This is a genomic window from Enterococcus sp. AMC1252 (assembly GCF_058216515.1).
On record NZ_CM177097.1, the window covers coordinates 1400581 to 1420707 of the forward strand.

Consider the following 20127-nt stretch of genomic DNA (forward strand, 5'->3'; position numbering starts at 1 on the left):
GATGTGACTCGTAGAGTTATGTCACACCTTCTTTTTATTAAAGCAAGACGTAATGAAGAATGACATTCATTTTCATTTAAGCCCTTTAATTTTGTTATTTCTCTAACTGAGAGTAATCTTAATGTAAGGTGAGGAACTTTTCAAAAGGAGTGGTATAGATGAAACATTTAACGAAATTGATTATTACGATTGCGATTGGGATATTGGCGTTATTATTTGAATTAATTTTTCATCAGTCCGCATGGGCATACGGTATTATCATCATTACAGGATCTGTAATGGCATTTTCTATGTTAGTAGAAATGATAAAAACGTTGAAATCTGGACGATATGGAGTCGATATTTTAGCAATCACTGCAATCATTGCAACATTGGCAGTTGGAGAATATTGGGCAAGTTTAATGATTTTGATCATGTTGACAGGAGGGGATTCTCTTGAAGATTATGCAGCTAAAAAAGCCAATAAAGAATTAAAATCGTTACTAGATAATTCACCTCAAAAAGCACATCAGCTGATTGATGGAGAGTTGTTAGATATTTCAGTAGAAAAAGTCGCTATAGGCGACAATCTTGTGGTTAAGCCAAGGGAAATAATTCCCGTAGATGGCTTTGTGACAAATGGCGCATCCGCTGTGGATGAATCTTCTTTGACAGGTGAATCACGACCCGTGAACAAAATTTTAGGTGATTCATTGATGTCAGGCTCAATCAATGGTGACAGTTCCCTAACGATGAAAGCAGAAAAAAGTGCAGCAGATAGTCAATATCAAACTATTGTGAAATTGGTTAAAGAATCAGAAGCGCAGCCGGCTCAGTTTGTTCGGATGGCGGATCGTTATGCTGTACCATTTACTATTACAGCTTATGTGATTGCAGGAGTTGCGTGGTTTGTTTCAAAAGATCCAACTAGGTTTGCAGAAGTGCTAGTTGTAGCTTCTCCGTGTCCATTGATTTTAGCAGCACCAATAGCTTTAGTTGCCGGGATGAGTCGTTCAAGTAGAAATGGGATCGTTGTGAAAACAGGAACGACTTTAGAAAAAATGGCAGAAGCAAAATCGGTTGCATTTGATAAAACCGGGACGATTACTAGCGGTGTTTTATCAGTTGACAAGATTGTTTCTGAAAGTGAAATAGCAACAGAAGAGTTATTACTATTAGCAGCCAGTGTGGAGCAGGAATCAAGCCACATATTAGCTCGCTCACTCGTAGCAAATATTTCATCTTCAAAAAAATTGAAAAAAGCTTCTAATCTAGAAGAAGTAACGGGCTCTGGTGTCAAAGCGACAATTGATGGAGACGTGATTCGTGTTGGAAAACCAGCTTTTGTATCTGAAGAAAAAATTGGAGAAATCGCAAATCAAACCATTGTTTATGTTTCTCAAGAGGGCCATTATTTAGGTTACATTACTTTTACTGATAGTATTCGTCCAGAAGCCAAAGAAACTATGAGAAAATTACGGAAACTAAAGGTATCTCATTTACTGATGTTAACAGGAGATCATCAAAAAGTGGCAAATGATATCGCAAAAGAAGTAGGGATTAGCGAGGTTCATGCAGAGTGTTTACCCCAAGATAAAATTGATGTGTTAAAGAAAATACCAGATACTTTACGCCCAGTGATTATGGTCGGAGATGGTGTGAATGATGCGCCTTCTTTAGCAATTGCGGATATAGGGATTGCGATGGGCGCTCATGGGGCTACCGCGGCAAGTGAAACGGCTGATGCAGTAATTTTAAAAGACGATTTGGAAAAGGTCAGCATAGCAGTTAAAATTTCTAAAGACACGATGAAAATTGCTAAACAATCTGTTATGATCGGTATTGCGATTTGTACAATTTTGATGTTGATAGCGAGTACAGGAATCATTCCAGCTTTATTTGGGGCAGTGCTACAAGAGGTGGTAGACACAGTGTCTATTCTTTCTTCCTTACGAGCAAAAAATGATTCGTTTTGAACAGGATTGCAGCTGCCTGTGCTAAGAGAACAGATAGTTGCAAGTATAGTTTTAAATTGTTAAAATCAACTTATCAGAAACTAAAAAAACAATCGTGATTTTATAATTAACGAATGTTACAGGCAGTTTTTTTGTGGAAAAGATAGATTATATACGGATATAAAAAACACCTCAGTTACAGGTTCCTGTTTTTCAAACAAAGCTAGACGGGTCTGTTCAGCTTTAAATTAGGAGGAAAATATGATGGATGGAAGCAAAATAAATGATAAGAACGTAACAGAAGAAGTGCTTTTGGAAGAAGGGTATCGCAAATATTCAGGAGAAGTTTTAGATATTTATTATAGTAAAGATATATGTGCTCATATTGGGAATTGTGTACGTGGTAATCCAGATGTTTTTGAAGTAGGTCGACGCCCGTGGATCATAGCTGATAATGGCAGTGTTGAGGATGATATTCGTGTGATTAACACTTGTCCGAGTGGCGCTTTAAAATACATTAGAAAGGATGGAAAATAAAGATGGAAATCAAAGAAGAAGAAAATCGTTTTGTATTGTTTAATGATGAAAATCAAGAAATTGGTGAAATGACTTGGTCTAACGCTGGAGATAAAATGATGATCATCGATCATACATTTGTTGACCCAACATATAGAGGCCAAAAACTAGCGGAGAAATTAGTATTTAATGGTGTAGAGAAGGCACGGCGCGAAGAAAAAAAAATCATCCCATTATGTCCTTTTGCAAAAAAAGAATTTGATACGAAGCCTGAATATGGAGATGTTTTAAGAACTTAATGCATGCGATCTGTGTTTGATGAGCGAGACACAGATCGTTTTTTCTTTCGATATGCATCAAAACAATTAGCGTGATTACAAATACAACTGGTATTTGTACAAAAAATATGCTAAAGTATAATAGATGTATTTTGTGAATAAGGGAGAATTAGACTATGTATAATTTTATTTTAACACTTGTGATCATCCTATCAGTAGTGATGGTTATTGCCGTTATGATGCAGCCAAGTAAACAAAACAGTGCAGCGAGTGCATTTACAGGTGGCGCAGATAAACTTTTCGGTAAACAAAAAGCACGCGGATTTGAAGCTGTTATGCAACGCGCAACAGCAATTATTGGTGCTGTTTGGATGTTACTATTATTTATTTTAGTATTATTATCATCAAAGTAAGACCTTTGAAGTCCCTCATTTACGGAGGGGCTTTTTTTCTTTAAAAAATATTAAAAACGATCTGTGAAAAGTTCTTGAAACATCTTTCTTTTCATAAGGCTTTCAATAGATAATGTGCTAAAATGAGGATGAGGTGAATTGAATAGTGAAAAAAATAAGTCTACCTAAACCATTATTTACGCAAAATGGTTCCCGTGCGGTATTACTCTTGCACGCTTATTCAGGAAGTAGTAACGATGTTCGTATGTTGAGTCGTTATTTAGAGAAAGAAAATTATACGGTGTATTCACCTAATTTTTCTGGACATGCAACTGTTGCACCAGAAGATATTTTGGAAAAGTCGACCAATGATTGGTGGCAAGACACAATTGATGCTGTACAGTTTTTAAAGGAAAAAGGACATCAAGAAATAGCGGTCTTTGGTTTATCAATGGGTGGTATTTTTACGATGGGGACATTAACAAACCAATTAGAAGGAATCATCGGCGGTGGTTTTTTCTGCTCACCAATTTTTCCAGTAAAAAATAAAGTACCTGAAAATTTTGTCTTATATGCTGATAAAGTCTTGAAAACAGCAGGAGTTTCAAGTGATGAACGAGCACAGCGTATGGTAAAAATCAAAGAAGCATCCTATAGCCAATTAAAAGATATCGAATCGTATTCTGAACAAACAGCAAGAAAACTTGATCAAATCCAAGTTCCCGTTTTTATGGCGCAAGCTGGAAGTGATGAAATGATCGATCCTATGGGTGTTTATCAGACTGCTAGAGCGCTGACCCAAACACGATTTACATTAAACTGGTATCCAAATAGCGGACATGTTTTAACAATTGGACCAGATCATAAACAACTAGAACAAGATGTGTTAACATTTTTGAATACACTATCTTGGAGTGAGGAGAAAGAATGACAAAACAAACAATCAAGGAGAAAATCCTATTTTTCATGGAAAATCATACAAAAAAGAGTTTTTCGATGGAAGAAATCGCAGAAGGGCTGCAATTACAAAAAAGCTCAGATTTTAAACTGCTTGTTCAAACCGTTGCAACGATGGAACGGGAAAAATCAGTAGAATTCACTAAAAAAGGAAAAATCCGTTTACCACAACAAAATGGCGATATTGAAGGGATATTTCGTGCGAATGAACGAGGCTTCGGTTTTGTAACGATCGATCCAGAAGAAGCGGATGTCTATATTCCAAAAGAAGCTGTGAACTTTGCGATGGATGGTGATATCGTAGTCATCGACATTGTTCAACCAGCAGATGCATTTTCAGACCGTGGTGCTGAAGGGAAAGTCGTGGCAATCAAAACTCGCGCAATCACGCAAGTCGTTGGCGAATTTGTTGCTTATGATGAAAAAGAAGTAAGTGAATCAGATCTATACGGATATGCGGTGCCAAAAGATAAAAAAATGACAGGCTTAACGTTCAACATCGCTGCCCAAGGAATCAAACCAGTGGATGGTAGCATCGTGATCGTGGAAGTGACACATTATCCTGAGAAAGAATACCCAAAGAGTTTAGAAGGAATCGTCAAAAAAGTAGTCGGTCATAAAAATGATCCTGGCATGGATATTTTGTCGATCGTCGTAGCTCATGGTATTCCAACAAGTTTTCCAGATGAGGTAATTGCTGAAGCTGACAAAGTGCCTGATGCAATCTCAGAGGCAGATATCAAAGGTCGTAGAGACTTGCGGGATCAAATGATCGTAACAATCGACGGTGAAGACGCTAAAGATTTAGATGATGCGGTTACTGTTCGTAAGTTAGACAATGGCCATTATTTTTTAGGTGTTCATATTGCAGATGTTTCTTATTATGTAACTGAAGGTAGCGATTTAGATCAAGAAGCATACGAACGTGGGACCAGTGTTTACTTAACAGACCGTGTTGTACCAATGATCCCGCAACGCTTGTCTAATGGTATTTGTTCATTGAACCCTAATGTGCCAAGACTTACAATGAGCTGTGAGATGGAGATAACGCCTGAAGGTCACGTTGTGAAGCATGACATTTTCCAAAGTGTGATCCAAACAACTGAACGAATGACTTATACGGCTGTCAATGAAATTTTAGAAGAACAGAAACCAGAAACGATGAAGCGTTACGAAAAATTACTACCAATGTTTAAAGAAATGGGGGAACTTCACCATATTCTTGAACAAATGCGGGAAAATCGTGGTGCGATTTCATTTGAAGATCGAGAAGCCAAAGTATTAGTAGACTCTGAAGGACATCCTCATGATATCTTACTTCGTACACGAGGTGTGGGTGAACGCTTGATCGAATCATTTATGTTAGCAGCAAATGAAACGGTGGCAAAACATTTTAATGACTTGAAATTACCGTTTATTTATCGAATCCACGAGCAACCAAAAGAAGAAAAAATGCAGCGTTTCTTTGACTTTGCAGCTGTATTAGGTATTTTAGTCAAAGGGACAAAGACTGATATTACCCCAAAAGATTTGCAAAGAGTTTTAGAACAAGTAGCTGATAAACCAGAAGAGGCTGTGATCAATACAATGTTACTGCGCAGTATGCAACAAGCGCGTTATTCGGAAGATAATTATGGCCATTACGGACTAGCAGCAGAGTATTACACTCACTTTACCTCACCGATCCGTCGTTATCCAGATTTGATCGTACATCGATTGATTCGTAGTTATGAAGGTACGGTTTCAGAGAAACTAAAAGAAAAATGGGAACAAGATTTACCAGATATTGCGGATCATAGTTCTAGAATGGAACGTCGTGCTGTTGAGACAGAACGTGAAGTTGATTCAATGAAGAAAGCTGAATTTATGGCAGATAAAATCGGCGAAGAATATGAGGGTGTCATTAGTTCTGTCACTCGATTTGGTCTCTTTGTTGAATTGCCAAATACGATCGAAGGCTTGATCCATGTCAACAATCTGAAACAAGATTACTTCCATTTTATTGAAAATCATATGGCTTTAGTTGGTGAACGAACTGGAATGACCTTAAAAATCGGTCAAAAAGTCAAAGTTAAAGTAGACAAAGCCGATCCTGAAACCAGAGAAATCGATTTTGAATTTTTAGAAGCTGAAGAAGTAGAGAGACTTGAAGCGCCAAAACAAAAGAAACGTCAAGATAGTCGCAGAAAACGAACTTCTGATCGCAAGGAGACAGACAAGAAACCATTCTCCCAAAAGAAGAACAAGAAAAAAGGGAAAAAACCATTTTATAAAGAAGTAGTCAAAAAGAAAAAAGCGAAGAAACAGAAGAAAAAATAGAAAACGGAGGAATGGGGATGCCAAAAGGGGAAGGAAAACTGATTGCCCAAAACCGTAAAGCGAGGCATGACTATACTGTTGTTGATACAATGGAAGCGGGTATTGTTTTACAAGGAACTGAAATAAAATCGATTCGAAATGGACGGATCAACTTAAAAGATGGCTTTGCTAGAATCCGAAATGGTGAAGCCTACCTGCTCAATGTGCACATCAGTCCATATGAGCAGGGGAATATTTTTAATCATGATCCTTTAAGGACAAGAAAGTTATTACTACACAAAAAGCAAATTGCTAAATTGATTGCTGAGACTAAAAATACAGGAATCACGATTATCCCACTAAAAGTTTATATCCGTAATGGTTATGCTAAAGTATTAATCGGTCTTGCAAAAGGGAAAAAACAATATGATAAACGGGAAGATTTGAAACGCAAAGAAATCAATCGTGAAATTGACCGAACTTTAAAAAATAATTTACGTTAATCAACCACTTATATCTGTTTTTTTGAGAAATGAAATTGATTCAATGGTTATTTTATACTTTTTCGCATATTTGTTTTCTTTGCTTTATCTTATGTGAAAAATTTGGTAGAGTGTAAGGAAACTGATGAGTTTTCATCGTTTTTTCTGTGACCAACCTTTGTGCCACCAAATACCAATGAGACTTTATTCTACTATTATTTTGTCATATTAAAAGAAGTGTCCAATTTTCATGAAATTCTTTTGAAATTATTCATTGTTGGTGGTATGATACGTGTGGTTAAGAAATAGAAGCCTTTTTAAGCTTCTCGCAAGTTTGTTGGAAAAGAGGTGAAAAAATTTGGAAGAGAAGACACTACTCTTCAAGATTGGGCCAATTTGGTTTGACGGAACAATTTGCTTAATGGTTCTGTTAACATGTGTCATTGTCTTTGGGATAGTATATTACTGCACAAGGAATATTCAAATGAAACCTAAAGGCAAACAAAATGTCATTGAGTATCTCATTGATTTTGTTCGAAGTATCATTACCGACAATATGCCGAGTAAAGAGGTAACAAATTTTCACCTGCTAGCATTTACGATGTTTATGTTTGTTCTAGTTGCTAATATTATTGGTTTAGTAACGAAAGTGGCAATCGGGGATTATACGTATTGGAAGAGCCCAACAGCCGATCCAATGGTCACATTGACATTAGCATTGATCATGATTGCTTTAACACATTTCTTCAGCGTTAGTCGTTTTGGTTTAAAAGGATATTTTAAAAATAGCTTTTTAAGTCCAGTATCTTTCTTAATGCCGATTAAATTGATGGAAGAATTTACGAACTTGCTTACTTTGGCACTACGTTTATACGGAAATATTTTTGCCGGTGAAGTATTACTTGGACTGATTGCAGGACTTGTATCAAGTGTAGGACTTTGGACGATTCCACTCGCAATACCGCTAGAGATGATCTGGTTAGCCTTTTCATTATTTATCGGCGGAATTCAAGCATTTATTTTTGTAACATTATCAATGGTTTACATGGCTCATAAAGTTGAAGTCGAAGAATAAACAATAAATAAAAACAACTATTTCTTAGGAGGAAAACAATAATGAATTATATCGCAGCAGCAATCGCAGTTTTCGGAGCAGCAATCGGAGCAGCTTATGGTAACGGAAAAGTTATCTCAAAAACAATCGAATCAATGACACGCCAACCAGAAATGGCTGGACAACTAAGAACTACAATGTTTATCGGGGTAGCCTTGATCGAAGCGGTTCCTATTCTAGGTGTAGTTATTGCATTGTTATTAGTGCTTAAATAATCTCTTTAGAAGGCAGGACGCTGAGTTTTTAAAACGCCACGCGTTACTGCTTTCTTTGCTGCGAATCACAGCGACTGCCTTCGGCAGAGCTGATGATGAGCAGTACTTGGCGAACGAAGAGAGAGAAGTAACTTATTAAAAGAAACATCAAGCTTCTCCAAAACAAAAGTAGAACGCTAAAAACATCAAGTTAAGTTTGTAGCTATCACAAATCTGGCAGAGCTGATGATGAGCAGTACTTGGCGAACGAAGAGAGAGAAGTAACCTATTAAAAGAAACATCAAGCTTCTCCAAAACAAAAGTAGAACGCCAAAAACATCAAGTTAAGTTTGTAGCTATCACAAATCTGGCAGAGCTGATGATGAGCAATACTTGCGAACGTAGTGAGAAAAGCTACTTTAAAAAAGAAACATCAGGCTTCACCAAATAAGGTGAACCAAACCGTATAAAGAACATAATTCAACAACAGTACCACAGAGAATTGCAGAGAAAGGAAGTTGAAACTTCATGCTAGATTATTTAGTAATCGGTGAAGCGGGCCCTAGTACAACAATTGGTACGATGATTGTCGTAAGTGGCGCTTTTCTAATTTTGATGCTTCTAATCAAGAAATTCGCTTGGGAAGCAATCACTGATATGTTAAAAAAACGTGAAGATAAAATTGCCAACGATTTAGATTCTGCAGAACAATCTCGAATCGCAGCAGCTAAGTTGCAAGAAGAACGTCAACAAAAATTGCTTTCTTCTAAATCCGAAGCTGCAGAAATCATCAAACATGCGAAAGAGAGTGGAGACCAAAACCGTCAAAAAATCTTATCAGAAACCAATGATGAAGTTTCGCGTTTACGAGAAAAAGCACGTCAAGATATTTCTCAAGAGCATGAAGAAGCATTAGCATCTGTTAAAGATGAAGTAGCAAGTTTGTCTCTACAAATTGCAGAGAAAATTTTAAACAAAGAATTGACTCCGGATGCACATGATTCATTGATCAATTCTTATATCGAAGGTTTAGGTAAGTCAAATGAAGTTAGATAAATACACAGTAGGTAAACGCTATGGTAAAGCTTTGTTTGAGTTGGCGATTGAAAATGAAGAAGCCGATAGCATTTATCAAGACTTATTAAAACTTAGGGAAATTTTCCACGAAGTTCCAGAATTAGGCGATATCTTAAGTGATGTGCGTCTTGAACCTTATGAAAAAGACGAAATCATGAAACAATTAGTAAGTGGAATTGAAGGGACGATAGAGAACTTCTTATATGTTGTTTATAACTACTCTCGTATGAACGATTTATTATTGATGATCGATGAATACGAAAGACGTTATGATGAACATAAAAGCTTACTTTTAGGAACAGCTTTAACAGCCGTTCCATTGTCGAAAGAACAGCATCAATTAATGGAAGAAAAAGCAGCGAAACTTTTAGGCTATGAACAAGCTAATTTAATCAATCTGATCGATCCTGATATCGTTGGTGGCGTAATCATAGAAGCCAATTATAAAGTGATCGACGGCAGTATCCATAAGCAATTAGAACGAATCCAAGAATTGTTATTAAAATAACGTTCAGCACAATAAAGAGGTGAATTGAATGGCTATCAAAGCAGAAGAAATCAGTGCCTTGATTAAGGAACAGATCAAAAATTATCAACAAGAATTAGCAGTCGAAGAAATTGGAACTGTCACATATGTTGGGGATGGAATCGCTCGTGCCCATGGATTAGAAAACGCAATGAGCGGAGAATTACTTGAATTTTCTAATGGCTCATACGGAATGGCACAAAATTTAGAAACTAATGATGTCGGTATTATCATTTTAGGTGATTTTGAAACCATTCGAGAAGGCGACAAAGTAAAGCGCACGGGTAAAATCATGGAAGTCCCTGTCGGTGAAGCACTAATTGGACGTGTTGTTAATCCATTAGGTCAACCAATCGATGGATTAGGCGAAATCAAAACAGATAAAACACGACCAGTAGAAGCTGCTGCACCAGGTGTTATGCAAAGAAAATCAGTTGATCAACCAATGCAAACTGGTCTTAAAGCAATCGACGCACTTGTGCCAATTGGTCGTGGGCAACGTGAATTAGTAATTGGTGACCGCAAAACCGGTAAAACATCGATTGCCATTGACACGATCATCAATCAAAAAGGTCAAGATGTGATTTGTATCTATGTCGCTATTGGTCAAAAAGAATCAACGGTACGTAATCAAGTTGAAACGTTAAGAGCTTATGGAGCTCTTGACTATACAATCATCGTAAATGCGGGAGCATCTCAACCGGCTCCATTACTTTATATTGCGCCTTATGCAGGAGCTGCGATGGGGGAAGAATTCATGTATAACGGCAAGCACGTTTTGATCATCTTTGATGACTTATCAAAACAAGCTGTTGCTTATCGTGAACTTTCATTACTATTACGCCGTCCGCCAGGTAGGGAAGCTTATCCAGGGGATGTTTTCTATTTGCATTCACGTTTATTAGAACGTGCAGCAAAATTAAGTGATGAACTAGGTGGCGGTTCAATGACCGCTTTACCATTTGTTGAAACACAAGCTGGAGACATTTCTGCTTATATTCCAACAAATGTTATTTCAATCACAGATGGACAAATTTTCTTAGAAAGTGATTTATTCTATGCTGGAACTCGTCCAGCCGTTGATGCTGGTCTTTCTGTATCACGGGTTGGTGGTTCAGCTCAAATTAAAGCAATGAAAAAGGTAGCAGGTACTCTTCGTTTAGACTTAGCTAGTTACCGCGAATTAGAAGCCTTCACTCAGTTTGGTTCTGATTTAGATGCGGCAACGCAAGCGAAATTAAACCGAGGTCGCCGTACCGTTGAAATCCTAAAACAAAAATTGCATGCACCACTAGCAGTCGAAAAACAAGTCGTCATTTTATATGCTTTGACGCATGGATTTTTAGATAATATCAGTGTTGCAAAAATTCTAGATTTCGAATCAGAACTATTTGATTTTTTAGATGGAAAACACCCTGAATTATTTGAAACAATTCGTACAACGAAAGACTTACCGAAATCAGAAGATCTAGATGCCGCAATTAACGAATTCAAAGAAATCTTTGGTGCCGCTAACTCAGAAGGATCAACAGCCAAAGATACACTTGAATCAATTCAAAATGCATAAGAGAGGTGACAAGAATTGGGTGCTTCATTAAATGAAATCAAACAACGCATTGCTTCAACTAAAAAAACCAGTCAAATTACTAATGCTATGCAGATGGTTTCGGGCGCTAAGCTAACAAAGTCAGAAGCAGCTTCTAGGAGTTTTCAAGAATATGCATCGAAAATTCGTTCTATCGTTACTCACCTTGTTGCAGCTCAATTAAGTGATCTAGAAGAATTGGATTCATACGACAGTGAAGAAGCATCTGAAACTGGTAACTACCATATGATGTTGACCTCACGCCCTGTGAAAAAGACAGGCTATATCGTCATTACTTCCGATAAAGGACTAGTTGGTGGCTATAATAGTTCAATTTTGAAACAAACAATGAAGATGATAACGGATGACCATCAATCTCAAGATGAATTTGTGTTGATTGCAATTGGTGGAACAGGTGCGGACTTTTTCAAAGCTCGTGGTATAAATGTTGCATATGAACTTCGAGGTTTAACCGACCAACCTGGTTTTGATGAAGTTAGAAAAATCGTTTCAACAGCGACTACGATGTATGAAAATGAAGTGTTTGATGAGCTGTATGTTTGTTATAATCACCATATTAATTCATTAACTAGCCAATTTCGCGTAGAAAAAATGCTGCCGATTTCAGATTTAGATCCAGATGAAGCAACAACGTATGAGCAAGAATATATCTTAGAACCTTCAGAAGAAGCGATTTTAGATAATTTACTACCTCAATATGCTGAAAGCTTGATCTATGGCGCTATTATTGATGCAAAAACAGCAGAACATGCCGCTGGGATGACTGCGATGAAAACAGCCACTGATAATGCGCAAAATATTATTAGTGATCTGACGATTTCTTATAATCGTGCTCGTCAAGGGGCGATCACACAAGAAATCACCGAAATCGTAGCTGGTGCAGCTGCATTAGAGTAACAATCAAGAGTCGAGCTAATGGCGCTTGAATTTCTTATTAAGTAATAGAGAAGACAGGTTTTTATCACGACCTCGTTAGGGTCTAAAACTGTTGTGACCTCGATAGTTTTGGGGCCTCTTCAAACGAAACGGAGGAAAGACACATGAGTTCAGGAAAGATTGTTGAAGTAATCGGTCCCGTTGTTGACGTGGAATTTTCATTAGATCAATCCTTACCAGATATAAACAATGCATTAGTCGTTTATAAAAACGGCGAAGAAAAACAAAAAGTTGTTCTAGAGGTAGCTTTAGAATTAGGCGATGGTGTTATTCGTTCAATCGCAATGGAGTCTACAGATGGTCTTCAACGTGGAATGGAAGTTATTGACACTGGAAAACCGATTTCTGTTCCAGTTGGGAAAGAAACATTAGGAAGAGTATTCAATGTTTTAGGTGATACGATTGACTTGGAAGAGCCTTTCCCAGAGGATGCGATACGTAGTGGTATCCACAAAAAAGCTCCTGATTTTGCTGACTTAAGTACAAGTAATGAAATTTTAGAAACTGGGATCAAAGTAATCGACTTATTAGCTCCTTATCTTAAAGGTGGGAAAGTTGGATTGTTCGGTGGTGCTGGTGTTGGTAAAACTGTGTTGATCCAAGAATTGATCCACAATATTGCGCAAGAACATGGTGGTATTTCTGTATTTACGGGTGTTGGTGAGCGCACACGGGAGGGGAATGACCTCTACTTTGAAATGAAAGACTCTGGCGTTATTGAAAAAACTGCCATGGTTTTTGGTCAAATGAATGAGCCTCCTGGTGCGCGTATGCGTGTGGCTTTGACTGGTTTGACAATTGCAGAATATTTCCGTGATGTTGAGGGTCAAGATGTACTATTGTTTATCGATAATATTTTCCGTTTCACGCAAGCTGGTTCTGAAGTTTCAGCCTTACTAGGCCGGATGCCTTCAGCGGTTGGGTATCAACCAACACTTGCTACCGAAATGGGCCAATTACAAGAACGTATCACTTCTACTAAAAAAGGCTCAATCACGTCGATTCAAGCAATCTACGTACCGGCTGATGACTATACTGATCCGGCACCTGCAACAGCATTCGCCCATTTAGATGCAACAACTAACTTGGAACGTCGTTTAACTGAAATGGGTATTTATCCAGCTGTTGATCCGTTGGCTTCATCTTCTAGCGCTTTAGCGCCAGAAGTTGTAGGAGACGAACATTATGCTGTAGCAACAGAAGTACAGCATGTGTTGCAACGTTACCGTGAGTTACAAGATATCATTGCAATTCTAGGGATGGATGAGTTATCCGATCAAGAAAAAATCTTGGTTGGCCGTGCACGTCGTATCCAGTTCTTCTTATCACAAAACTTTAATGTAGCGGAACAATTTACAGGGCAACCTGGTTCTTATGTTCCAGTTGCGGATACTGTTAAAGGCTTTAGGGAAATCCTTGACGGAAAATACGATGACCTGCCGGAAGAAGCGTTCCGTAGTGTTGGTAGAATCGAAGATGTCATAGAAAAAGCCAAAACATTGAACTACTAGAAGGAGGAGACACACAATGGATTGTTTAACTGTTAATGTGGTAACTCCTGATGGTCTGGTTTACGATCATCGTGCAACAATCGTTGTTGCTAAAACAACCGATGGTGAAATCGGTATTTTACCCAAACATGCGCCAATCATTGTTCCCTTAGCGATTGATGAGGTTCGTGTGAACAGGACAGATGTGGATTCACACGTGGATTGGATTGCTGTGAATGGTGGTATCATGGAAGTCCGTGATAATGTGGTATCAATCATTGCCGATAGCGCTGAACGTGAAAGAGACATTGATGTTAGTCGTGCGGAACGTGCGAAAAAACGAGCTGAACGAATGATTGAAAAAGCGAAGGAAAATGCAAATACGGATGAGCTACGCCGTGCAACCGTTGCACTTCACCGAGCAATCAATCGAATTAATGTATCGAAACATACCTAAAGGATAAGTGGCTGGGACAACGTATTTAACGAAGTTCCAGCCCTTGTTATAATAAAATAAAAAACGTACATATGTTCTTTTTATGAGAAGCAAGAATCTTTATTTTTTGTTTAAGGTATTTTATGATAAACTGTCTTTATATTATATTTTTGATAAAAAAGGAAAATTATGTCTGTGACCAGAAAAATGTCACAAACATATTATTTAGTTGGGCTAAACTAATTCGTTTAGTTTTTAATGTTAGCTAGCTTTGCGAGCTAGCCTTTTGAAATAAAAATAAATATTAATTCTACTCTTAATGTTTACTATTATTCAGTTGAGACTGAACGAGTTTGTTCAGCTTTTAAATTAAGGAGAAATCTATGCAATTTTTTGGTATTGATGCAGTGATTCGGATCATCTGCCATATGATGTTTATTTACGTTAGCTTCTGGGCAATGCAGTCCATCCGAATAGAACAATTTTTTAAAACACATCAAACGTCGCAAGTACGTTTATTGATTGTCTTTTTTTCAATTGTGATTGGTTTCACTGTAAGCTCTTTTTTCTTAGAGTTTCTAGCATTGTGTCGTAACTTATTTATTGTATTTTTCCCATAATTATTGATAAATAAAAAGAAAAGATACTATTTGTTGGTAAATAGTGGTATAATAGAAAAGATTTTGGATCAAAGCATCCAATTCTAACTTTTTTGGGGGGAACAAAATGGAACAAATTATTGTTCATGGTGGTAACCAATTAAAAGGAACTGTGAAAATTGAAGGGGCTAAAAATGCAGTATTGCCAATTTTAGCAGCGACCCTGTTAGCAGAAGAAGGAACAACGACATTAAATAATGTACCGATCCTATCTGATGTCTTTACAATGAATCAAGTAATCAAACATTTAAATGTAGACATTGAATTTGACGAAGAACAAAACCAAGTCACAATAGATGCAACTGAGCCTTTAGGCATTGAAGCTAATTATGAATATGTTAGTCAGATGAGAGCATCGATCGTTGTTATGGGCCCTTTATTAGCTCGTAATGGTCATGCAAAAGTTGCGATGCCAGGTGGATGTGCAATTGGGAAACGACCAATCGATTTACATTTGAAAGGTTTCCAAGCATTAGGTGCAACAATCATTCAAAAAAATGGGTACATTGAAGCCATTGCGGATGAATTGATTGGAAATACGATTTATTTAGATTTCCCAAGTGTGGGTGCTACTCAAAATATCATGATGGCAGCAGTTAAAGCGAAAGGCATGACAGTAATCGAAAACGTTGCTAGAGAGCCTGAAATCGTTGATTTGGCAAATATCTTGAATAAGATGGGTGCTAAAATCTTTGGTGCTGGAACTGAAATGATGCGTATCGAAGGTGTGGAAAAACTTCATGCTGTAGAACACTCAATCGTTCAAGACCGTATTGAAGCAGGAACATTTATGGTTGCAGCAGCGATGACTGAGGGAGATGTTTTAATTGAAGAAGCAATTCCTGAACACAATCGTCCACTTATTTCTAAATTAACTGAGATGGGTGCTGTTATTCGTGAAGAAAGAGGCGGCTTACGTGTCATTGGACCTAAAGTAATCAAACCAACTGATGTCAAAACAATGCCACATCCAGGCTTCCCAACAGACATGCAAGCTCAAATGACTGCAATGCAAATGGTGGCAGATGGTTCAAGCGTTGTAACTGAAACAGTTTTTGAAAATCGTTTCCAACATTTAGAAGAAATGCAACGTATGAATGCGGATGTGAAAATAGACGGAAATATCGCTATTATCAATGGTACTCAATCATTACAAGGCGCGGCTGTAGAAGCGACTGATCTACGTGCTGCTGCTGCTCTAATCTTAGTTGGGTTGCGTGCAGAAGGTATTACACGTGTATCACATCTAGAATATTTAGATCGTGGTTACTATAAATTCCATGAAAAACTTCAAAAATTAGGAGCAAAAGTGGAACGTGTAAATGACGAAAAAGCAACAGAAAAGAAAATGTCAACAGTTAGCTAAAAGGGGAAATAGATATGAGTTCGACACGCTATATTATAGTGACTTTGTTGAAAGTTTTAGTAGTGATTGCCTTAGTGATTATTTTATTTGTTGCCGGTACGATGATCGGTTATGGAGTAGTCGGCGGAGGAAATCCAAAAGATGTGTTCAAAGAAGAGATTTGGACTCATATTCTAGACTTTTTTAAATAGGTATAAATATAACGCCGATCCAAACTAATTATAGGTTTGGATCGGTTCTTTGTTGGTTTATTAAATAACGTTAGTTTTGTTTTTATCATCTGTTTTATTGTAAAATACTTGTAATATAAGTGGTTTTTACTGTTTTTTTTGATTTTTATCTGAATTAAACATATAAATATAATGAAAAAAAATGATGTTATGTTTTTTTGTATTTTCTAATAAAAAAAACATCAAGCTTGATGTAGCGGTATTGTTTAATGTATTTAACCACAATATCACTATAAAAAATGAAAATATTTCCAATGTAACAATCGATAAAGCGCTTTCTAAACTACTGTAACTTAGCTTTAATTAAATAGTAACCCTTCTGGACCTTCCTCGTGCTATGATTGCTCTCGTACGAATTTTAGGGAGGAAACTATTTAATGAAGAAAAGATGGTTACCGATTTTATTAATCATTTTCTGCTTTATCACTGGCTCAATGATTCCAGTTTATGCAGCAGAAAACAAAACAAGTGAAATGAAAAGTTTGCCTGATTATACAGTTGTTTCGGAACAAGCAGAACAAAATTTATCTAGCTCGATGATCTACTCATTAACAGAAAGCAAAGCTTTTCAATTAGTAAAAACAACTATTTTAACTAAAGATAAAATAGAAAAAGAACAAGCTGCAAAAGCCAAAGCAGAGGCTCTAAAAAAAGAACAAGCTGCAAAAGCCAAAGCTGAGGCTCTAAAAAAAGAGCAAGCTGCAAGGCAAAAAGCAGAAGATGATAAAAAACAAGCACAATTGGAACAAGAACGAACTGAAAATGCTAAACCAAATGGACAAACTATGATGATGGAGGCTACAGCTTATTCTTGTAATGAAGGTTTTATTGGCGGAGGTAATTTGACGGCTATGGGACAAGATTTAAGAGTTGACCCAATGGCTATTGCAGTTGATCCTAACGTGATTCCTCTAGGAACAAAATTGTATGTTGAAGGTTACGGAGAAGCTATTGCTAGTGATACGGGTGGCGCAATCAAGGGAAATATTATTGACCTTCATTTTTCAGACGTGTCTCAATGCATCAATTGGGGTAGGAGACAAGTCACAGTAACCATTTTATCATGATTATTTCACTAGTTTTAAACTGTAATAGATGTAACTCATAAAAAAGAGGTTGGATAGAAATGGTTAGCTCTGGGAGTGAGCTATTCCTACTCCGCCATTTATACGGATTTCATGTGATTGAGATAAGACTCGAAGAGTTTTGTCCCAACCACTTTTTTTTATAGCTTTCAAAGTTGTAATTATCGCCTAAGAAAAAAAGTTATATGTTATAATGAAGATTGATTAATTGGAGAGGGAGCGATATGTTTATGAAAGCTGTAGTTACTGAAATTGGTGCTCATGCATTAGATGAAAAAGAGCCGATGGTCATACTTTTTGGTGAGAGCGCCACAGATGGGTTAAAAGAATATTCCGTCATTCAAAAATTTCAAGAATCTCAATCATTAGAAATGAAAGAAGGAGATCTTTTAAAGATTGATGAACAGGAATATATCGTTAACTATGTTGGAGCTTTTGCTAATACTAACTTGAATAGTATTGCTCATGTGACATTGGTTTTTTCAGAAGTGCCTAAAGAAGATTCCATTGCTAATGGGTTATACCTGACTCCAAATGACTTTCCAGCAATCAAGGTTGGATCAATAATCGAATATGTGTCGCGTGGAGTGTGATTAAATGGAACAAGAGAAAGGGAAAGATAAACGATTTTCTTGGTTTTGGCGTTGGTTTTTGAATAATCAATTTGTAACAACGTTGTTGATTATATTACTAATATTACTGATATTGTTGGTTTTTACGAAAGTTTCGTATTTATTTACACCTGTTTGGCAGTTTATTGGTGTAGTTGGTTTACCTCTGATCATGGCGGGGATATTATACTATTTAATGAATCCAGTTGTTGATTATATGGAAAAGAAACAAGTCCCTCGAATTTGGAGTATTATCGGATTGTTTATCATTGTGATTGCTTTGATTATCTGGGGTCTTGTAGTGATCGTTCCTAAAATTCAAGAACAAACGGTTAGTTTTGGAAATCATTTTCCACAATATATTGATACGATCGATAAAAAAATGCAAGAGATTTTGAGCAATCCGTTTTTTGCTCAGTTTCGTAGTCAGTTAGAAGATATGGGAGACAAGCTGATCAGTTCATTAGGAGATATTATTCGTAATATTTCTACTTTCACCGTCCAAGGATTAGGAAGTTTTGTTGGTGCGGTTGCTACAGTTGTTGTAGCAATTATCACAATGCCGTTTATTTTGTTCTATCTTTTAAAAGACGGAAAGCAGTTAGCACCTTATTTGATGAAATTTTTACCTAATAAAATGCGGAAACCAACATTGAAAGTATTAGGAGAAGTGAATTCACAAGTTTCTTCGTATATTCGTGGTCAATTGACAGTAGCTTTCGCTGTAGCTGTTATGTTTATTTTAGGTTTTTCATTTATTGGACTAGATTATGCAATTACTTTGGGGATCACAGCAGGATTTCTTAATCTGATTCCATACTTAGGATCGTTTCTGGCAATGGTACCCGCGATCTTTTTAGGAATTGTGGGTGGACCAGTTTTATTGGCGAAGGTATTAGTTGTTTTTGTTATCGAACAAACGATTGAAGGGCGTGTGATTTCCCCATTAGTATTGGGGAGTCAGTTAGACATTCATCCTGTGACGATTTTGGTTGTATTGCTGACGTCTGGAAAGTTATTCGGAGTAGTAGGAGTTATTCTAGGAATACCCGTTTACGCCGCAGCTAAGGTTATAATTACGCATATCTTTGAATGGTATAAAGATGTATCAAGTTTGTATCATGAAGAAGAGGAACTAAAAAAACTTGAATAAAAAAAGCCGGAATAGACCAATCAGTCTGTTTCGGCTTTTTTGTTCTTAAAATGTTTTACCTAAAGTTGTTGCTTGATCCATTGCAGCTCCTAATAATTCTTCCGCTTTTTCTGGATGATGATCGATCCCTTCGATAAACAATTGATCGACCTCAGAAACACCAATAAAGTTTAAAATTCCTTTTACGTATTGCGAAGCAAAATCTTGCCCTTCGTAGAAACCACCATTTGATTGGATGTGTAAGGCTTTTTTACCACTTGTCAATGGTATAGGTCCTTCTTCAGTATATTTGAACGTTTTTCCAGCAACGTTGATCGTGTCGACCCAAGCTTTTAAGCGAGTTGGCACATTTAAATTCCATAAAGCATTAGCAATGACAACTTTATCAGCACCAAGGAATTGATCTGTTAGTTCATTGAAACGTGCAACTTTTGTTTGCTGATTTTCGTTTAAGGCAGTGAACTCAGTACCAGTACGTAATGCTCCCCATCCAGAAAGTAGTTCCTCATCGATTTCTGGAACAAAATCAGCGTAAACATCAAGAATGTCGATTTCATCAGTTGGATTTTGCGATTGGTAACTTTCTAAAAATGTTTCTAACGCACGTACAGAACGAGATTCATCTTTCGTAAGTGGGTGTGCTTTAACAACAAGTAGTTTTGACATGTAAAGTCTCCTTTGAATACCTAAGTATCATTATTTATAATCAAAAACTATTTTACTAATAAAAAGTAAGAAAATCAATGGTTTTACCAAAATTCTATAAAAAAATGCGAGGCAAAAGGGA

General features: G+C 37.0%; 22 protein-coding genes. 21 read left to right on the plus strand and 1 reads right to left on the minus strand.

Translation table 11 applies throughout. The features are described 5' to 3' along the window. Positions 1-158 precede the first annotated feature (158 nt). From AC4BB5_RS06535 to AC4BB5_RS06635, 21 genes are all read left to right on the plus strand, one after another. Positions 159-1955, plus strand: a complete 1797-nt coding sequence (locus tag AC4BB5_RS06535; RefSeq protein WP_490458559.1) for a heavy metal translocating P-type ATPase — start codon at positions 159-161, stop codon at positions 1953-1955. Between the two features lie 243 nt (positions 1956-2198). Beyond that, positions 2199-2471 carry a (4Fe-4S)-binding protein gene (locus tag AC4BB5_RS06540; protein WP_490458560.1) on the plus strand — a complete coding sequence of 91 codons (273 nt, stop codon included), beginning with the start codon at positions 2199-2201 and terminating at the stop codon, positions 2469-2471. A 2-nt stretch (positions 2472-2473) separates the two neighbouring features. Continuing rightward, positions 2474-2749: a GNAT family N-acetyltransferase gene (locus AC4BB5_RS06545; RefSeq protein WP_490458561.1), complete on the plus strand. Its 276-nt coding sequence runs from the start codon at positions 2474-2476 to the stop codon at positions 2747-2749. Positions 2750-2904: 155 nt separating this feature from the next. Continuing rightward, positions 2905-3141: a preprotein translocase subunit SecG gene (gene secG, locus AC4BB5_RS06550; RefSeq protein ID WP_010765524.1), complete on the plus strand. Its 237-nt coding sequence runs from the start codon at positions 2905-2907 to the stop codon at positions 3139-3141. Positions 3142-3283: 142 nt separating this feature from the next. Then, positions 3284-4051, plus strand: coding sequence for an alpha/beta hydrolase (locus tag AC4BB5_RS06555; RefSeq protein ID WP_490459035.1), 768 nt, complete (start codon positions 3284-3286; stop codon positions 4049-4051). After that, positions 4048-6396, plus strand: a complete 2349-nt coding sequence (rnr, locus tag AC4BB5_RS06560) for a ribonuclease R (RefSeq protein ID WP_490458562.1) — start codon at positions 4048-4050, stop codon at positions 6394-6396. Before AC4BB5_RS06555 ends, rnr begins: the two co-directional genes overlap by 4 nt. A gap of 17 nt (positions 6397-6413) precedes the next feature. Beyond that, positions 6414-6878 (plus strand): SsrA-binding protein SmpB, encoded by a 465-nt coding sequence (smpB, locus tag AC4BB5_RS06565; protein WP_071876948.1) that lies wholly within the window; start codon positions 6414-6416, stop codon positions 6876-6878. A gap of 337 nt (positions 6879-7215) precedes the next feature. Continuing rightward, positions 7216-7932: a F0F1 ATP synthase subunit A gene (gene atpB / locus AC4BB5_RS06570; protein ID WP_034860381.1), complete on the plus strand. Its 717-nt coding sequence runs from the start codon at positions 7216-7218 to the stop codon at positions 7930-7932. A gap of 41 nt (positions 7933-7973) precedes the next feature. Then, complete coding sequence (atpE, locus tag AC4BB5_RS06575) at positions 7974-8186, plus strand: F0F1 ATP synthase subunit C (protein ID WP_010763289.1); 213 nt, start codon at positions 7974-7976, stop codon at positions 8184-8186. A gap of 507 nt (positions 8187-8693) precedes the next feature. Further along, entirely contained in the window at positions 8694-9221 is a 528-nt protein-coding gene (gene atpF / locus AC4BB5_RS06580; protein ID WP_010772965.1) for a F0F1 ATP synthase subunit B, read from the plus strand. Continuing rightward, complete coding sequence (gene atpH / locus AC4BB5_RS06585) at positions 9208-9750, plus strand: ATP synthase F1 subunit delta (protein ID WP_490458563.1); 543 nt, start codon at positions 9208-9210, stop codon at positions 9748-9750. Before atpF ends, atpH begins: the two co-directional genes overlap by 14 nt. Positions 9751-9778: 28 nt before the next feature. Then, complete coding sequence (gene atpA, locus AC4BB5_RS06590) at positions 9779-11335, plus strand: F0F1 ATP synthase subunit alpha (RefSeq protein ID WP_490458564.1); 1557 nt, start codon at positions 9779-9781, stop codon at positions 11333-11335. A gap of 15 nt (positions 11336-11350) precedes the next feature. Beyond that, positions 11351-12271, plus strand: coding sequence for a F0F1 ATP synthase subunit gamma (locus AC4BB5_RS06595; protein ID WP_490458565.1), 921 nt, complete (start codon positions 11351-11353; stop codon positions 12269-12271). A 143-nt stretch (positions 12272-12414) separates the two neighbouring features. After that, on the plus strand, positions 12415-13821 hold the full coding sequence (gene atpD / locus AC4BB5_RS06600; protein ID WP_010763294.1) for a F0F1 ATP synthase subunit beta: 1407 nt from the start codon (positions 12415-12417) through the stop codon (positions 13819-13821). A gap of 16 nt (positions 13822-13837) precedes the next feature. Next, positions 13838-14257: a F0F1 ATP synthase subunit epsilon gene (locus AC4BB5_RS06605; protein ID WP_490458566.1), complete on the plus strand. Its 420-nt coding sequence runs from the start codon at positions 13838-13840 to the stop codon at positions 14255-14257. Positions 14258-14619: 362 nt separating this feature from the next. Further along, the gene (locus tag AC4BB5_RS06610) at positions 14620-14856 is read left to right on the plus strand and encodes a DUF1146 family protein (RefSeq protein WP_490458567.1); all 237 of its coding nucleotides are present in this window, start codon (positions 14620-14622) and stop codon (positions 14854-14856) included. Between the two features lie 106 nt (positions 14857-14962). Next, positions 14963-16261 (plus strand): UDP-N-acetylglucosamine 1-carboxyvinyltransferase, encoded by a 1299-nt coding sequence (gene murA / locus AC4BB5_RS06615; protein ID WP_490458568.1) that lies wholly within the window; start codon positions 14963-14965, stop codon positions 16259-16261. A 14-nt stretch (positions 16262-16275) separates the two neighbouring features. Continuing rightward, positions 16276-16452 carry a DNA-directed RNA polymerase subunit beta gene (locus AC4BB5_RS06620; protein ID WP_010763298.1) on the plus strand — a complete coding sequence of 59 codons (177 nt, stop codon included), beginning with the start codon at positions 16276-16278 and terminating at the stop codon, positions 16450-16452. Positions 16453-16868: 416 nt separating this feature from the next. Next, entirely contained in the window at positions 16869-17558 is a 690-nt protein-coding gene (locus AC4BB5_RS06625; RefSeq protein WP_490458569.1) for a 3D domain-containing protein, read from the plus strand. Positions 17559-17806: 248 nt separating this feature from the next. After that, positions 17807-18169, plus strand: coding sequence for a PTS glucitol/sorbitol transporter subunit IIA (locus AC4BB5_RS06630; RefSeq protein ID WP_490458570.1), 363 nt, complete (start codon positions 17807-17809; stop codon positions 18167-18169). Between the two features lie 4 nt (positions 18170-18173). Then, positions 18174-19340 (plus strand): AI-2E family transporter, encoded by a 1167-nt coding sequence (locus AC4BB5_RS06635; RefSeq protein WP_490458571.1) that lies wholly within the window; start codon positions 18174-18176, stop codon positions 19338-19340. 45 nt (positions 19341-19385) lie between these two features. On the opposite strand, the gene AC4BB5_RS06640 is transcribed toward AC4BB5_RS06635, so the two are convergent. After that, positions 19386-20006, minus strand: coding sequence for an FMN-dependent NADH-azoreductase (locus AC4BB5_RS06640; protein WP_490458572.1), 621 nt, complete (start codon positions 20004-20006; stop codon positions 19386-19388). Positions 20007-20127: the final 121 nt, after the last annotated feature.

Bases quoted from the DNA above. Each gene is read 5' to 3' on its own strand.
- atpH (WP_490458563.1), top strand. From the start codon at position 9,208: ATGAAGTTAGATAAATACACAGTAGGTAAACGCTATGGTAAAGCTTTG.
- atpD (WP_010763294.1), top strand. From the start codon at position 12,415: ATGAGTTCAGGAAAGATTGTTGAAGTAATCGGTCCCGTTGTTGACGTG.
- AC4BB5_RS06535 (WP_490458559.1), top strand. From the start codon at position 159: ATGAAACATTTAACGAAATTGATTATTACGATTGCGATTGGGATATTG.
- AC4BB5_RS06625 (WP_490458569.1), top strand. From the start codon at position 16,869: ATGAAGAAAAGATGGTTACCGATTTTATTAATCATTTTCTGCTTTATC.
- AC4BB5_RS06635 (WP_490458571.1), top strand. From the start codon at position 18,174: ATGGAACAAGAGAAAGGGAAAGATAAACGATTTTCTTGGTTTTGGCGT.
- rnr (WP_490458562.1), top strand. From the start codon at position 4,048: ATGACAAAACAAACAATCAAGGAGAAAATCCTATTTTTCATGGAAAAT.
- AC4BB5_RS06640 (WP_490458572.1), bottom strand. From the start codon at position 20,006: ATGTCAAAACTACTTGTTGTTAAAGCACACCCACTTACGAAAGATGAA.
- atpE (WP_010763289.1), top strand. From the start codon at position 7,974: ATGAATTATATCGCAGCAGCAATCGCAGTTTTCGGAGCAGCAATCGGA.
- atpF (WP_010772965.1), top strand. From the start codon at position 8,694: ATGCTAGATTATTTAGTAATCGGTGAAGCGGGCCCTAGTACAACAATT.
- smpB (WP_071876948.1), top strand. From the start codon at position 6,414: ATGCCAAAAGGGGAAGGAAAACTGATTGCCCAAAACCGTAAAGCGAGG.
- AC4BB5_RS06620 (WP_010763298.1), top strand. From the start codon at position 16,276: ATGAGTTCGACACGCTATATTATAGTGACTTTGTTGAAAGTTTTAGTA.
- murA (WP_490458568.1), top strand. From the start codon at position 14,963: ATGGAACAAATTATTGTTCATGGTGGTAACCAATTAAAAGGAACTGTG.
- AC4BB5_RS06610 (WP_490458567.1), top strand. From the start codon at position 14,620: ATGCAATTTTTTGGTATTGATGCAGTGATTCGGATCATCTGCCATATG.
- AC4BB5_RS06605 (WP_490458566.1), top strand. From the start codon at position 13,838: ATGGATTGTTTAACTGTTAATGTGGTAACTCCTGATGGTCTGGTTTAC.
- secG (WP_010765524.1), top strand. From the start codon at position 2,905: ATGTATAATTTTATTTTAACACTTGTGATCATCCTATCAGTAGTGATG.
- AC4BB5_RS06545 (WP_490458561.1), top strand. From the start codon at position 2,474: ATGGAAATCAAAGAAGAAGAAAATCGTTTTGTATTGTTTAATGATGAA.
- atpA (WP_490458564.1), top strand. From the start codon at position 9,779: ATGGCTATCAAAGCAGAAGAAATCAGTGCCTTGATTAAGGAACAGATC.
- AC4BB5_RS06630 (WP_490458570.1), top strand. From the start codon at position 17,807: ATGAAAGCTGTAGTTACTGAAATTGGTGCTCATGCATTAGATGAAAAA.
- AC4BB5_RS06540 (WP_490458560.1), top strand. From the start codon at position 2,199: ATGGATGGAAGCAAAATAAATGATAAGAACGTAACAGAAGAAGTGCTT.